Genomic DNA, 14,805 nt, shown 5'->3' on the forward strand with positions numbered 1-14,805 from the left:
AAGCCTTAATTCATAACTGTCAATTTTTAAAATTTTTATTATGGCAAGATATAATGGACCTAAAACTAAAATTGCTCGTAAGTTTGGAGAAGCAATTTTTGGAGACGATAAGTCTTTTGAAAAACGTAATTACCCACCTGGTCAACACGGGTTGGCAAAGAAAAGAGCTAAACGTTCTGAGTATTCTTTACAATTACAAGAAAAACAAAAAGCAAAGTATACTTATGGTATTTTAGAACGTCAGTTTTCTAATTTATTTAAGAAAGCATCAGCAAGTAAGGGAATTACAGGGGAAGTTTTATTACAATTATGTGAATCTCGTTTAGATAACACTGTATTCCGTATGGGATTATCTAATTCAAGAAGTGGAGCTCGTCAGTTAGTATCACACAGACATATTACAGTTAACGGAGAAATCGTTAACATTCCTTCTTACCAATTGAAGCCTGGTGATGTTGTTGGTGTAAGAGAAAAATCTAAATCACTTACAGTTATAGAAAATAGCTTAGCTAGTACTTCAACTGTTTTTGAGTGGTTAACTTGGAATAATGATACCAAAACAGGAACGTTTGTTACTGTACCTGAAAGAATTCAGATTCCAGAAAACATCAAAGAGCAATTAATCGTCGAGTTATACTCGAAATAATAAATAGACACCAGTTAGCTATGGCAATATTAAATTTTCAGAAACCAGATAAAGTTATCATGATTGAATCTACCGATTTTGAAGGTAAATTCGAATTTAGACCGTTAGAGCCAGGTTTTGGTTTAACAGTAGGTAATGCTTTGAGAAGAGTATTATTGTCTTCTTTAGAAGGTTTCGCTATTACTTCTTTACGCATTGAAGGAGTTGAGCATGAATTCTCAACTGTAGAAGGTGTTGTTGAAGATGTTACTGAAATCATCTTAAACTTAAAACAAGTACGTTTTAAGCAACAGATAGAAGACACTGATAAAGAAACAGTTTCTGTATCAGTATCAGGTCAGAACCAAATCACTGCTGGTGATATACAAAAGTTTACTTCAGGTTTCCAAGTTTTAAACCCAGATTTAGTAATATGTAACTTAGATAGCTCTGTAGCTGTAAGTTTTGATATTACTATTGAAAAAGGTAGAGGATTTGTTCCTGCTGAAGAAAACAAGAAAGTAAATGTGCCTTTAGGAACTATTTTTACAGACTCTATTTACACTCCTATAAAGAATGTAAAATATGCTGTAGAGAATTACCGTGTAGAGCAAAAAACAGACTACGAAAAATTAGTTTTTGATGTAGTTACTGATGGATCTATTAACCCTAAAGATGCTTTAACTGAAGCTGCAAAAATTTTAATCCACCACTTTATGTTATTCTCTGATGAGCGTATCACTTTAGAGGCAGATGAAATTGCAAGAACAGAAACTTATGATGAGGAATCATTACACATGAGACAGTTGTTAAAAACTAAATTGGTGGACATGGACTTATCTGTAAGAGCATTAAACTGTTTAAAAGCAGCAGAAGTAGAAACGTTAGGAGATCTTGTATCTTTTAACAAAAACGACTTAATGAAATTTAGAAACTTTGGTAAAAAGTCTTTAACAGAGTTAGACGAATTGGTAAATGTTAAAAATTTACATTTCGGAATGGATTTAAGTAAATACAAATTAGACAAAGACTAGTATAATCCTTTCATATTTTGCTCCCCAAAGAGGGTAGATGCAAGATGAAAGCTAAAAATCATGTACAATGAGACACGGAAAGAAATTTAACCACTTAGGTAGAAAAACAGCACATAGAAATGCAATGTTAGCAAATATGGCTTGTTCTTTAATAGAACACAAGCGTATTAACACAACTGTAGCTAAAGCAAAAGCTTTACGTATGTATGTTGAGCCTATCATTACAAAATCTAAGCAAGATACTACTCACAATCGTAGAGTTGTTTTTTCTTACTTAAAAAACAAATATGCTGTATCAGAATTATTTCAACAAATTGCTGTTAAAGTAGCTGATAGACCAGGTGGATACGTACGTATCATTAAACTAGGAAATCGTCAAGGAGATAACGCACCAATGGCTATGGTAGAATTAGTTGATTACAACGAAATCTACAACCCTAACGGAGCTAAAAAGAAAAAGACGACTCGTAGATCTAAGAAAAAAGCTGATGCACCTCAAGTTGAGGCTGCTGCTGAATCTACAGAAACTACTGAAGAATAATGATTTTTACGATAAAGTAAAATATATAAAGGATAAACTATTTTATAGTTTATCCTTTTTTTATATTTGCACAAATATTTTTACAAACATTCTTTGTTGAAAGATTAGGTGACAAACCTCCACCCAACAACAAAAACAACTTTATATGAAGTACAAAGAATTAAAAAAAGCAATTTTATTATTGGAAGACGGAACTATTTTTGAAGGGAAGTCTGTTGGAATAGATGGAACCAGTATAGGTGAAATTTGTTACAATACTGGTATGACTGGTTATCAAGAAATTTTTACAGATCCTTCTTATTTCGGTCAAATTATGGTAACAACCAATGCACATATTGGTAATTACGGAGTAAATAATGATGAAGTAGAGTCTGACGGAATAAAGATTGCTGGATTGGTGTGTAGAAATTTTAGTTATGAATATTCTAGAGAACGTTCTGATGGATCTTTAGAAGATTATTTCAAAAAACATAAATTGATTTCTATTACTGATGTTGATACTAGAGCAGTTGTAAGCTACATTAGAAAGCATGGAGCAATGAATGCTTTAATTTCTACAGATGTTGATAATATAGATGGTTTAATGGCTAAATTAAAAGATGCTCCAAGTATGGTTGGATTGGATTTAGCCTCTGTAGTATCTACCAAAGAACCTTATTACTATGGTGATGAAAACGCAACTTACAAAGTTTCGGCTTTAGACTTAGGAATTAAGAAGAATATTTTAAGAAATTTAGCAAAGAGAGATTGTTATATTAAAGTTTTTCCTTGTACAGCTACTTTTGAAGAAATGGAAGCTTTTAATCCTGATGGATATTTCTTATCAAATGGTCCTGGAGATCCAGAACCTTTAGAAAGTGCTCAGCAAATAGCAAAAACAATTATAGATAAAGATTTACCTTTGTTTGGAATTTGTTTAGGGCACCAAATTATAGCATTATCTCAAGGGATTTCTACATATAAAATGCACAATGGACATAGAGGTATCAATCACCCAATAAAAAACCTAATTACAGGTAAAGGTGAGATTACATCTCAGAATCATGGATTTAATATTAGTAGAGAAGATGTAGAGGCTACAAATCACGTAGAAATTACTCATGTACACTTAAATGATAATACCGTTGCTGGTGTTGCAATTAAAGATAAAAAAGTGTTCTCTGTACAATACCATCCAGAGGCAGGTCCTGGACCTAATGATGCAACTTACTTGTTTGATCAATTTATTGAGAACATGAAAAGTTAATATAAATAATTTACTTAAAAAGGCCTTAGTTTAATCACACTAAGGCCTTTTTAATTTAATCTAGTAAACTAGGATCTATATACACATTAAAGTCTTTTAGTTCCTCTAAATGTTCTTTATAATTAAAGCTTTGTTTGCTAAAAGCTTGTTTTCTTAACTTATTAGTTTCAAGCCTACTTTTAGAACGTATAAAACGTCTTACATCTTCAGAGTTTCTAAGTTTTAATTTAGGCACAACAGCATTTTTACCATCTTTTGTTTTGGCTACCATTACAAAATAAGAAGAATTGCAATGTTTTTTTTCACCAGTTTGTATATTTTCAGATATTACTCTTATTCCAACGGTCATAGAAGTGTTTCCAACGTAATTAACCCTAGCTTTAAGAGTTAAAAACTCACCAACATTCACAGGGTTTTTAAAATCTACGGTATTTACCGATGCCGTAACACAATACTGTCCGGAATATTTTGAAGCACAAGCAAACGCAATTTGATCCATTAGGTTTAATATATAACCTCCATGTATTTTTCCACTAAAATTAGAATTCATTGGTTTCATTAACTCTGTAATTTCTACAGCAGAGTCCTGAGGACTTTTTATGTTTTCTGGCATAACTATAGTTTTATAACTTGCTACAAATATACGTAATTATACGTAGTTTTTATGTTCTTGATATCTACAAAATATATTGTAGTTTTGAACCGTAAAGATAAGATTTGTATTTATGGGATTGATAAAATTTAAGTACTATGTTAAAAATACTATTTTGGATGTATTGCCTCGTACTTTATTTAAAAAAAAGATAAATACAGCAGATGAGAATAGTCTAAACAGAGTTAATTATTATAATAAATTAGAAACTTTTTTTGATAAAGCGAACGGAAAAACCATTCAGGATTTTAGAAAGCCTAGAAAATTAAAAACCTATTATTTTGATTTAATTGAAGTCTTAAGATTTTATCCAAAAGAGAATAGAATATTTTATGAGTTTGGAGATGTAGTAAAGGTACCTAATGTACCCACATTTGTTAAAAGTAGACCTATTAGTGACTCCAACCAAAATTCAGTTTTATTAAAGCTAAATAAAGTAAGGCATTTTAAATTTGTGAATGACAAATTGGCCTATACTCAAAAAAAGAACATCTTAATTGGTAGAGCAAAAATTTTTGATTACCATCCGCATAGAATTTCTTTTTACGAAAAGTATTTTGATCATCCTTTATGTAATTTAGGAGCTGTAAATTCACCTAAAGTAAATCAAAAATGGGCAACCACTAAATTGTCTATAAAAGAACATTTAAAATATAAATTTGTTTTGTCTTTAGAAGGGAATGATGTGGCTACAAACTTAAAATGGATTATGTCGTCAAATTCTATTGCGGTAATGCCCATGCCTAAATATGAAACCTGGTTTATGGAAGGAACCTTAATACCAGATGTGCATTTTATTTGTATTAAAGATGATTATTCTGATTTGGAAGAAAAATTAAATTATTATATCAATAATACAGATAAAGCTTTAGAAATTATTAAAAATGCCAATAGCTATGTTGCTCAGTTTAGGAATGCCAAACAAGAAAAAGCCATTGCTTTTGGAGTTGTAGATAAATACTTTAGTTTGCAAAAAAAATAACGACCTGTATAATATAACAGGTCGTTATTTGTTAATAGTTTCCAATTTCTTGTAGAGGATCTGTTTTTAAATCTTCGTAAAACTTTGTATAAGTAACATACATGTACGGAATTAACCAAAGAAAACCAATTCCAAATGTTAATAAACAAAGTAAAGACCAACCCATAAAACGTAGGGTAAGTCTAAAATATTTCATTTTGTAACCATCCATCATTTCTTGACTTTTTTTCATGGCTTGTTGCGGACTTAATTCAGGTTCGTCTACCATAATAAAATAGGTCATTGAATATGAAAAAGCTTTGATAATTCCTGGAATGATAAATAGTAAAGACCACAAGAATACATTAAGTAAAATGAGTAGATAAGCAATCAATCCATCAGCAAATCTATTAAAACCCTGAAAAATTTGTTCTATTTTAAGTTCTTTACCTCTACTTATATTTAAAGAAAATAAAGCAAGTCCTAAAGCAAAAGGACCTGTAATAATGATGGCTGCATAAGAAGCAATAGAAATAATAATTGTGTAAATAAGAAAAGTACCAATAGCAATTCCCCAATTATTTTCTAGAGATTTTCTTGCCGATTGCATTAAAGTAGTGTTTTCAGTAACCATTTTTTATGTTTAATAATTTAGGGACGTAAGTTAACCACAATTTTGTAGAACTATAAAAGGAATTCTTTTAAAATTTAACTGTGTTTATCATCACATTTGCTTTTTTGCTACCTTAGCAAAAAACGAAGTCGTTGAAAGAAAAAATATATCTATCACCCCCAGATGCAAAAGGGAATGAGCAAGAATTGATAGGTTCTGTATTTAAAAGTAATTGGATTGCTCCTTTAGGACCTATGTTAGATGAATTTGAGCAGAAATTAGCTGATTTTGTAAAAGTTCCTTACGCTGTAGCTTTAAATTCTGCGACAGCAGCCATTCATTTAGGATTACAAGTTTTGGGAGTTAAAAAGGGAGATAAGGTGTTGTGTTCTACTTTTACGTTTGTAGCATCTGTAAACCCGGTTACTTATTTAGGAGCTATTCCTATATTGATTGATGCTGAGGTGGATACGTGGAACATTTGTCCGGTTTTGTTAGAACAAGCCGTTGTAAAAGAAATAAAAAAAGGACAAAAACCCAAAGTTTTAATTCTGGTACAAGGGTATGGAACTCCTGCCAAAATGGACCAAATTTTAGCCATTACAAAGAAGTACAATATTTTAGTTTTAGAAGATGCAGCATCTGCTTTGGGTGCTATTTATAAACAGCAAGCAATTGGTACTTTTGGAGATGTAGGTGTATATTCTTTTAACGGAAATAAAATAATAACAACTTCTGGAGGAGGTATGTTGGTGTCAAATCATCAAAAATATATTGATAAAGCTAGGTATTTGTCAAGCCAAGCTAAAGAGAACACTTCCGATTATCAACACAATCAAATAGGATACAATTATAGGTTGAGTAATGTATTAGCAGCTATTGGTGTGGCACAGTTAGATTTGTTGCCAAATTTTTTGATGAGTAGAAAAAAGAATCATCAATATTACAAAAAAGCTTTGAATGGAAAAGAACTTGTGTTTTTAGAGCCTAGTATAAATACAGAAAGTAATTACTGGTTAACATGTGTGTTATTTCCTTCTAACTCTTTAAAAGAAAAGGTAAGATTGGCTTTGGCTAATGAGCATATAGAAAGTAGATCTTTATGGAAACCTATGCATCAACAAACCATATACCATACACATGTTTTTTATAAAAATGGAGTGAGTGATGATTTGTTTGAAAGAGGTTTGTGTTTACCAAGTGGTTCATCACTAACAGAAAACGACTTGGCTAGAGTTTGTAAAGTGATTTTAAATGTGCTTTAAAACCACTTTTTCTTTTTAAATAAGTACACAGAAATTAAGGTGATAATTGCCATAACTGCTAACAATACAAAATAACCATATTCGGTTTGTAATTCGGGAATGTTTTTAAAATTCATTCCATAAATACCTGCCAAAAATGTTAATGGAATAAAAATAACGGAAAAGATTGTTAGCGTTTTCATTACTTCGTTTAAACGGTGTCCTTGAATACTAAAAATCATGTTAATTTTACTTTCTAGTTCTTGCAAATCAAAATCTATATTGCTAATTAGGTTGTTTACTTGTGTGTTTAGTTCGCTAAAAAACTTTTTATTTATTTTTTGATGTTCAATTTTTTCAAAACGAGTAATAATATCACGCAAACTAATAGCTGCTCTTTTAAAAGTAATTAATGTGTTTTTTTCTTTTTCTACATTGTGAGTAAATTCTGGAGTTGGTTTTACATCAATAGTTTGACTTAATGTTTTCATAGACGAAGAAATTTTGTCGTACGTATCTTCGTAATTGTCTATGATAGATTCTAAGATTAAGAACAATAAATAATCTGTTTTTTTAGATCTAACAATTCCTTTGTTTTCTTTAATACGTTCTCTAATCCATTCAAAATAATCTCCTTTTTCTTGCTGAATGCTCCATAAATAATTGGGAGTTAGAATAAAGAACATTTGCTCTGTATCAAAATTAGTGGTTTCTGTTTTTAATACTTTTATGGCCACAAAAATTGCATTGTCTAGCTCTAAAACCTTGTTAGGATGAGAGTCGTTACTTACTAATTTTAACAAAAAATCATCTAAAATAGTAGAGGTAATAATTTGTTTAAATTCTTTGGTATGATAAGTTCCGTAGGTATTTAACCAAAAAATAGATTTATCGGGACTGTTAAAGTTTATATTCTCTATGTTGCTAATAGGCTCACAACTATACTGCTCTTTAGAATAGTTGATTAAAGAAGTACTGTTTAAAAAAGTGTTTTTCATTAGGCTTCTTTTATCACGTGAAGATCCAGTTGGTTAAATGGAACTGTAATATTATTTTCTTTAAATGCTTTGGCAATATTTATTCTAATTTCGCTTTTTATTTTTTCTGCAGCAAATATATTTCGGGTATAAAAAAGTAAAGTAAAATCTAAAGAAGAAGCTCCAAAATCAGAAAAACGAACATCGGTTTCTTCTTCTTTTATAATTTCTGGATGATGGTTCGCACATTTTTTTAAGGTTTTTATAACTAAATCTATATCTGTACCATAGGCAACTCCTACTTTTACAGTAAACAAAGTTTTGGTTTCGTGATGACTCCAGTTAATTACTTTATTTGTAGTGATTAAAGAATTGGGAATAATTACAGAAATATCAAAACGGTTAATTGCTTTGGATGTTCGTAAACCTATCTCCTGAATTTTAACAATATCTCCATCTACTTCTAAAATATCTCCCACTCGGGTAGTTCCTTCAAATAGCAAAATTAATCCAGAAATAAAATCATTAAAAGTTTGTTGCAGTCCTAAACCAATACCCACTAATAAAGCAGCGGAACCTGCTAAAATTAGTTTTACATCTATACTTAAACTTTCTAAAATAAAAACAATGGCAACCGTCCAAAAAAAGTAAGCACTTATCTGAATCATTGCATAAGTGTTGGTATTGGTGTTGTTAAGTGTATTTCTTTTTCTAATAAGTTTAGCAACCAACCATAAAATTACCTTGGTAATAATAAAAATTAACAAGGCTAGTAAAAGATTGTAAATCTTAATGGTGTGTTCTCCAAAAGAAAGTACGTTAATATCTAAAAAATCGCTAATAGCATTCATTCAAATTGTTTTTTATAAATGTATAAAAAAAGGAATTTCAAATACCAAAAAGATAATAGATTCTCTAACCACCAATAGCTATCATGCTACGATTGTTTAAACGTAAATTTTCTGAAGTAAACTTGTCTTGAGTATCCATTCCACCTCTAACTTTCTTTTTAGATTGAATGGCAATGTTTATAGGTTTTTCAATATTACCACCTGCTCTAAGTGTGTCTAGTAAGTTGGTTTCTCCTCCAGAGAATAAACAGTTTTTAAGCATTCCGTTGGCTGTTAGCCTAATTCTGTTACAACTGTCGCAAAACGGATTGGTAACAGTGCTTATAATGGCAAAGCTCCCTACAGCTCCTTTAATTTGATAGTTTTTAGAAGTGTCATTAGGAGCATCTTGTAATTTTATAACATTATTGGTTCCAAAATGCTGAATTGCTTTATGAGTAATAGTTTCTAAAGAGACCAACTTGTCTAAATTCCATTTGTTTCCGTCAAAAGGCATAAATTCAATAAAACGCAAATTTAAATTGTGATGTTTGGTGTAGTCTATAAAATCAATAATTTCATCATCATTGGTTTCTTTCATCAATACACAATTCAGTTTTACTGTAAAAAAATCATCATTGGTAAATAGTTGAATGTTGTCTAGAACCTTTTGAAAATCTTTTCTTCGGGTGATGGAATTAAATTTAGTAGGATTTAAAGAATCAATACTAATGTTGATTTTTTTAAGATTACATTCTTTAAAAATATCGATGTATTGATCAATTAAAACTCCGTTGGTAGTAATAGATAATTCTACGGGCAACGTAGCTAATTTTCTTAAAACAACTTCTACATCTTTTCTAACCAAGGGCTCTCCTCCTGTAATTCGGATTTTAGTAACTCCTAAGTCTACAAACTTTTTAGCAACAGTATAGATTTCATCATAGGTCATGATGTGTTTTTTGGGAGACAACGGTATTCCTTCTGAAGGCATGCAATAGGTACATCTAAAATTACATCTTTCTGTAATAGAAATACGTAAATAGGTGTGTTCTCTGTGAAACGAATCTACTAATATGTGGTTGGTTGTGCTGATAAAATTTGTTGTTTTATTAATTATTTACTTCTCATTTTTTGATTAATGTCTTTCCCCTTTTAGCACACCGTAAATGTGTAAAATTGCAGGGAAAATAGCTTCCATAGATTCTTCTGCTCCTTTGGTAGAACCAGGTAAGGCAATTACCAAAGTGTTGTTAATAATACCCGCTACACTTCTAGATAACATTGCGTACGGAGTTCTTTGTTGTCCGTAGTTCCTAATGGTTTCTTCTATTCCTGGAATTCTTCTTTCTAGTAAAGGAAGTAAAGCTTCTGGAGTTACATCTCTTTTAGATAAACCTGTACCACCTGTATAAATTATCAAGTCAAAATCTTTTTGACTATTGCTAATAGCTTTGTCTTGAATAATATCTTTTTCATCAGGAATAATGGTGTATTCACCAATACTCACTTCACACTCGTTTAGTTTTTTAATAATTGCTTTACCTGCCTTATCTTCTTTTTTTCCTGCAGAAATAGTGTCAGAACAAACAATAACCGATGCCTTTAAGCCTTTTCCATTCTTTTTGTGAAAGGTAGATTTTCCTCCTCTTTTTTCTAAGAGTTTAATGCTTCCTATTTCCACGTGTTTGTCAATAGGTTTTAACATGTCGTACATGTTTAAAGCAACAACGCTAGCACCGTGCATCGCTTCTACTTCTACACCTGTTTTATAAATGGTTTTAACGGTCATTAAAACGGTAATTTCTAAACCATTTATTTGATATTCTACTCCTGTAAATTCTATAGGTAACGGATGACAATCGGGTAATAAATACGGAGTTTGTTTAATTCCTAACAAACCTGCTGCACGACTCATTTCAAACACATCTCCTTTAGGAACGGTTTTGTTTAGAATGGCATCAATGGTTTCTTGTTTGCTAACAATTACAATTGCTTGGGCTGTTGCGGTTCTAAGAGTATTACTTTTGTGTGTGATGTCTACCATTTATGAGAGATTTTGGCTGTTGATTTGTAGCCGTTGGCAATTTATATTTAGGTGAAATAAGCTAATAATTAGCGGCTACGAATTCACTTTCCACTGATGTGTTTCGTCTTCAAAAATTTCTTTGCCAAAAATAGGGCTTTCTGCTTTTATAACTTCTACTAAATGTTCTAAGGCTTTAATTGCTTGTTTTCTTCTAGGTGATGATACAAATACAAACAAGCAAATTTCACCTGCTTTTACAGTACCTAAACTGTGATAAATGTGCATGCAAGTCAATTCGAATTTGTCAAAGGTAGCTTCTCTAATTTCATCAAACTTAGTGTTGGCCATTTCTTCGTATGCAGTATATTCTATGGCAGCAACTGTTTTTCCATCAATTTCATCAGCTCTTACCTGACCTAAAAAAATATCATGAGCCCCAATAGTTGTTTTGGTTTGATGTTTTGCTATTGAATTGGCAATAAAATCAGGAGTAATGGCTCCGTCTACAAATACGTTTTTTTTCTTCATGTGACTCTGTTTTTTAAGAACAACAAATATAATCAACCTCCTGCAAATGGCGGTAAAAAAGCAAGTTCATCTCCATTGTTCAATAATTGTTCTTTAAAGGTTATTTTTTGATTTTGAGCAATATTGTAAGTCGTATTTTTTAGAGCAGGATATTTGGTAACAATGAACAATTCTAAATCTTGAATAGTGCTAATAGAGTTTGGAATCTCAAGTGTTTCTTGAGGTTGTTTGGTATGCTCTATAAGCATTCCAAAATATTTAATGGTAATTAGCATATGTTGTATTTTTCTAAATCTTTAGGGGTATTGATATTGATAATTTTAGGAACAATTTTTTCTGGGGCAATAAGGGTTTTGTCATCTAACTGCTTTATAACAAAACGTAATTTTTGAATTTTATTTTTCAAAGCTAGTTTAAAAATACTCAAACATTTTTTATTGTAAAGAGCTATAAGTGGAGTTGTTCTAGAATTATGAATGTATTGTACAATATCATATTTATTGTTTCTGTGTTCTAATAAAGGTTTAAAAACATCTAAATCTACTTTAGGGGAGTCGCAACTAACAATAATACTATAATCGGTTTTACTGGCTTTTAATCCGGTGTAAACCGCCGCTACAGGACCATAGTTTTTTACGTTGTCAGGAATTCTTTTTACTCCAAACTGATCGTAGTTTTCATTGTCACTCACAATAATAATTTCATCAACAATAGGAGCAAGGTTGTTAATAATGTGCTGGGTAAATGTTATGTCATTCAGTAATATAGTTCCTTTGTCGGTACCCATTCTTGAGCTTTTTCCACCTGCTAGAATTATTCCGGTAATGTTTTTATGCATAACAATTTGTGTTTAATCAATAATATATGTGGTAACAGTTGTGTTTTCTTCAAAGGTTCCTACACCCTCATCTAAATAAACCAAAGCATTGGCACTAGCAAAAGTGTTTAACATGGCAGAACTCTGACTTCCTAAAACTGTAACTTTTTTTCCTGTGGCTTTCGCTTTTAAAAATTCTCCTCTAATTCCTTTTTTAATGTATTTGTTTTGTAAGCTTAGGTTAACGGTTTGTTTTTTGTAATTAGGATTTCCTATAAATTGTTGCAAAGCAGCCTCTATATAAATGTAAAAACAAGTTAAGGCCGATGCTGGGTTCCCTGGCAAAGCAAAAATATTGGTATTTCCATTTTTACCATAAAACAACGGTTTTCCTGGTTTTTGCTTTATTTTATAAAACAGTTGTTGGGTGTTTAGTTCCAAAAGGGCTTTGCCTACAAAATCATAATCGCCTACAGAAATTCCTCCAGAAATCAACACAAAATCACTTTGATTAATGGCAGCATGTAAACTTTCTTTAGTAGCTTGGTAATCGTCTTTAACTTTTAAAATGGTTACGTTGTCAAATCCTTTTTTAAGCAAAGCAGATTGCAACATAATGGCATTGCTTTCGTAAATCTGACCAAATTCTAATGGTTTTCCTGCTTCGGCCAATTCATTTCCAGTTACCACAATGGTAATGCTTGGTTTTTCATAAACCTCTACATTGGTAATTCCTAAAGTTGCTAAAAAACCAATAGCAGCAGGGTTTAATTTAGTGCCTGCTGTAAGTGCCAATTCATTTTGTTTGATTTGTTCACCCACCAAACGAATGTTTTTATTGTAGGTTAGCGTGTCTTCTATGGTAAGAATTCCATCAGCAACTGCGGTGTTTTCTTGCATAATTACAGCATTTGCATTGGTGGGAGTAGGAGCTCCCGTAAAAATTCTTACTGCTTGACCAACTTCTAACGTTCTGTGGTTGTTGTCTCCTGCTTTAATTTCATCAACCAACACAAAATTATTCTGATGTTGTTCATCAAACAAAACCGCATAACCATCCATTGCTGATTGGTTGAATGGTGGCATGTTGATAGGAGAAAAGGTGTCTTTTGCCAAAAAGAAATCCAAAGCGTTTATAAGTGATTTACGCGTAATGTTCCCTGTATTGGTATGTGTGTTTACCAATTCAATAGCCTCTGAAATACGAATCATGTAATTATTATTGTCCATACACTATAAAATAAGAGACTAAAATTAGAATTTATTCTTGAAGTACCACTTCTATAAAATCTTTTTTAGGGGCTTCGCATAAATTACAAACATAGTCCGATGGCAATTCATCAAAAGAAGTTCCTGCTGTAATATTTGCTTCTTCATCACCTAACTCTTCATCATAAACCGTCATACAATTTTTACATTGATGGATTTTGTCTTGACCAATTCCAGTATCTTTATTCTCTTTAGGTTTTGCAACGTTTTCAGAATTGGTGTCTAATTGTTCAAAATACAACTGACTCAATTTCATTAACAAACCAGGCAATTCAATTTCTTCTACATTTTGAGCGTACTGAATGTATTCTCCTGTATTTGGATCAAAGTTTTTACAGTATAAAACGTTGTAGGAGCTTATAGTTTCAAACTCATTGGCCATTTTAGGTGATGGGTTTTTCTCTATAATCATAGAGGTAAAATACTGAGGATGTTCACTCCTTTCATGATATCCAATGGTTAAACCATAGGTGCTAATATCATTTTGATCAAAAGATTTTACAATAAAACGTTTTAGTTTTAAAGCTTCTGCATCGTTTACAGGTAAGTGCCAGTTTAATTCTAAAGAAGAATGACGAACGTTAATTCCTCGTTGTCCTAAGAATTTTTCCAACATAAATTTATAATCCTTTTCTATACCCTTTACAATAAAAGATTTCCAAGGAGTAATACAAATTCTACTGATTTTATAATCCATACAGAAATCACAAAATTCTTCTAAGAATTTAATATCGTATTTGTTGTTTCTCCAATACAGTCCCAACCAATATTGATTGATTCCCATTTTGTTCATTCCCTCATAATAAGGAAATGGTCTAAAAGGAATGCTTAAAGGTTCTGTAATTACTTTGTTGTTAGAGTCTACCAATTCGTTTACACGATTGTATAACTCTTGAATGTTGTCAAAGTTTTTATACTCATCTTCTATGGCTTTGGCAACTTTAGAAATGTTCCAAGTATAAACTAAAACGGGGTAGGATGTGTTTTTGTTCCAGCCTGGTAGATTTAAATTTAAATACCAATAATCTTCGTTTTTAGAAGCAATAAAATTCAATTGTCCATTGTAAAGTGGAACTAAATTTTGTTGAGGATCTACAATGTTTATTTTTAAAGAAGGATTGTATTTAAATTCTTCGTGCAGGTATAAGTAAGTAGTAGCGCTTAGCCAAGGTGTTTGTGGAAAAACATCGGCACAAACATAGGAAGATACAATGTTTTGAAATTTATGATTTTCTTCAACATCTTGTTTAAACTGAGGAAAATATGTTTTTAATAAATGCTCTTGATTTTCTTTAACAGGCAATAAAATATCTTGTCTAGAACCAAAGCTAATGCTATTTAAGTTTAGGGCTTTGGCTAGGTAAATAACTTGTTTTAACTCGTTAGGTGTAATTACTCCCCCTTTTATAAAAATTCTTTTTAATGTTTCTACCATCTTA

Annotated in this window: 17 protein-coding genes; 6 read left to right on the forward strand and 11 right to left on the reverse strand. The window is 31.3% G+C overall.

The annotated features are described in order from the left end of the window. The first annotated feature begins 40 nt into the window (after positions 1-40). From rpsD to carA, 4 genes are all read left to right on the forward strand, one after another. Positions 41-646, forward strand: coding sequence for a 30S ribosomal protein S4 (gene rpsD, locus ACY2IJ_RS12115; RefSeq protein ID WP_476724614.1), 606 nt, complete (start codon positions 41-43; stop codon positions 644-646). Between the two features lie 20 nt (positions 647-666). Continuing rightward, positions 667-1,659 (forward strand): DNA-directed RNA polymerase subunit alpha, encoded by a 993-nt coding sequence (locus ACY2IJ_RS12120; protein ID WP_167898083.1) that lies wholly within the window; start codon positions 667-669, stop codon positions 1,657-1,659. Positions 1,660-1,726: 67 nt separating this feature from the next. After that, positions 1,727-2,200, forward strand: coding sequence for a 50S ribosomal protein L17 (gene rplQ / locus ACY2IJ_RS12125; protein WP_476724615.1), 474 nt, complete (start codon positions 1,727-1,729; stop codon positions 2,198-2,200). A gap of 145 nt (positions 2,201-2,345) precedes the next feature. Further along, complete coding sequence (carA, locus tag ACY2IJ_RS12130) at positions 2,346-3,446, forward strand: glutamine-hydrolyzing carbamoyl-phosphate synthase small subunit (protein ID WP_476724616.1); 1,101 nt, start codon at positions 2,346-2,348, stop codon at positions 3,444-3,446. A gap of 55 nt (positions 3,447-3,501) precedes the next feature. Here carA and ACY2IJ_RS12135 read toward each other — a convergent pair whose 3' ends face one another. Continuing rightward, entirely contained in the window at positions 3,502-4,059 is a 558-nt protein-coding gene (locus tag ACY2IJ_RS12135) for an acyl-CoA thioesterase (protein WP_476724617.1), read from the reverse strand. Positions 4,060-4,171: 112 nt separating this feature from the next. Between ACY2IJ_RS12135 and ACY2IJ_RS12140 the strand changes: the two genes are divergently transcribed. Continuing rightward, positions 4,172-5,080, forward strand: coding sequence for a glycosyl transferase family 90 (locus ACY2IJ_RS12140; protein ID WP_476724618.1), 909 nt, complete (start codon positions 4,172-4,174; stop codon positions 5,078-5,080). A 31-nt stretch (positions 5,081-5,111) separates the two neighbouring features. Here the strand turns inward: ACY2IJ_RS12140 and ACY2IJ_RS12145 are convergent, their stop codons facing one another. After that, entirely contained in the window at positions 5,112-5,693 is a 582-nt protein-coding gene (locus ACY2IJ_RS12145; protein ID WP_476724619.1) for a DUF975 family protein, read from the reverse strand. A 131-nt stretch (positions 5,694-5,824) separates the two neighbouring features. On the opposite strand from ACY2IJ_RS12145, the gene ACY2IJ_RS12150 reads away from it, so the two are divergent. After that, complete coding sequence (locus ACY2IJ_RS12150) at positions 5,825-6,937, forward strand: aminotransferase class I/II-fold pyridoxal phosphate-dependent enzyme (RefSeq protein WP_476724620.1); 1,113 nt, start codon at positions 5,825-5,827, stop codon at positions 6,935-6,937. On the opposite strand, the gene ACY2IJ_RS12155 is transcribed toward ACY2IJ_RS12150, so the two are convergent. From ACY2IJ_RS12155 to ACY2IJ_RS12195, 9 genes are all read right to left on the reverse strand, one after another. Next, positions 6,934-7,914, reverse strand: a complete 981-nt coding sequence (locus ACY2IJ_RS12155; protein WP_476724621.1) for a magnesium and cobalt transport protein CorA — start codon at positions 7,912-7,914, stop codon at positions 6,934-6,936. The genes ACY2IJ_RS12150 and ACY2IJ_RS12155 overlap by 4 nt on opposite strands. After that, entirely contained in the window at positions 7,914-8,744 is an 831-nt protein-coding gene (locus tag ACY2IJ_RS12160; RefSeq protein ID WP_476724622.1) for a mechanosensitive ion channel family protein, read from the reverse strand. The genes ACY2IJ_RS12155 and ACY2IJ_RS12160 overlap by 1 nt, the downstream gene beginning before the upstream one ends. 64 nt (positions 8,745-8,808) lie before the next feature. Next, a complete protein-coding gene (moaA, locus tag ACY2IJ_RS12165; protein WP_476726563.1) occupies positions 8,809-9,819 on the reverse strand; it encodes a GTP 3',8-cyclase MoaA in 1,011 nt (336 codons plus the stop codon). Positions 9,820-9,861: 42 nt separating this feature from the next. After that, positions 9,862-10,770 carry a bifunctional molybdenum cofactor biosynthesis protein MoaC/MoaB gene (moaCB, locus tag ACY2IJ_RS12170; protein WP_476724623.1) on the reverse strand — a complete coding sequence of 303 codons (909 nt, stop codon included), beginning with the start codon at positions 10,768-10,770 and terminating at the stop codon, positions 9,862-9,864. Positions 10,771-10,845: 75 nt separating this feature from the next. Next, on the reverse strand, positions 10,846-11,280 hold the full coding sequence (locus ACY2IJ_RS12175; protein WP_476724624.1) for a molybdenum cofactor biosynthesis protein MoaE: 435 nt from the start codon (positions 11,278-11,280) through the stop codon (positions 10,846-10,848). A 32-nt stretch (positions 11,281-11,312) separates the two neighbouring features. Beyond that, the gene (locus ACY2IJ_RS12180) at positions 11,313-11,555 is read right to left on the reverse strand and encodes a MoaD/ThiS family protein (RefSeq protein ID WP_476724625.1); all 243 of its coding nucleotides are present in this window, start codon (positions 11,553-11,555) and stop codon (positions 11,313-11,315) included. Next, on the reverse strand, positions 11,549-12,118 hold the full coding sequence (gene mobA / locus ACY2IJ_RS12185; protein WP_476724626.1) for a molybdenum cofactor guanylyltransferase: 570 nt from the start codon (positions 12,116-12,118) through the stop codon (positions 11,549-11,551). Before mobA ends, ACY2IJ_RS12180 begins: the two co-directional genes overlap by 7 nt. 12 nt (positions 12,119-12,130) lie before the next feature. Then, a complete protein-coding gene (locus tag ACY2IJ_RS12190) occupies positions 12,131-13,327 on the reverse strand; it encodes a molybdopterin molybdotransferase MoeA (protein ID WP_476724627.1) in 1,197 nt (398 codons plus the stop codon). 31 nt (positions 13,328-13,358) lie between these two features. Continuing rightward, complete coding sequence (locus ACY2IJ_RS12195) at positions 13,359-14,801, reverse strand: rubredoxin (RefSeq protein ID WP_476724628.1); 1,443 nt, start codon at positions 14,799-14,801, stop codon at positions 13,359-13,361. Positions 14,802-14,805 lie beyond the last annotated feature (4 nt).

Source organism: Wenyingzhuangia gracilariae (genome assembly GCF_056387575.1).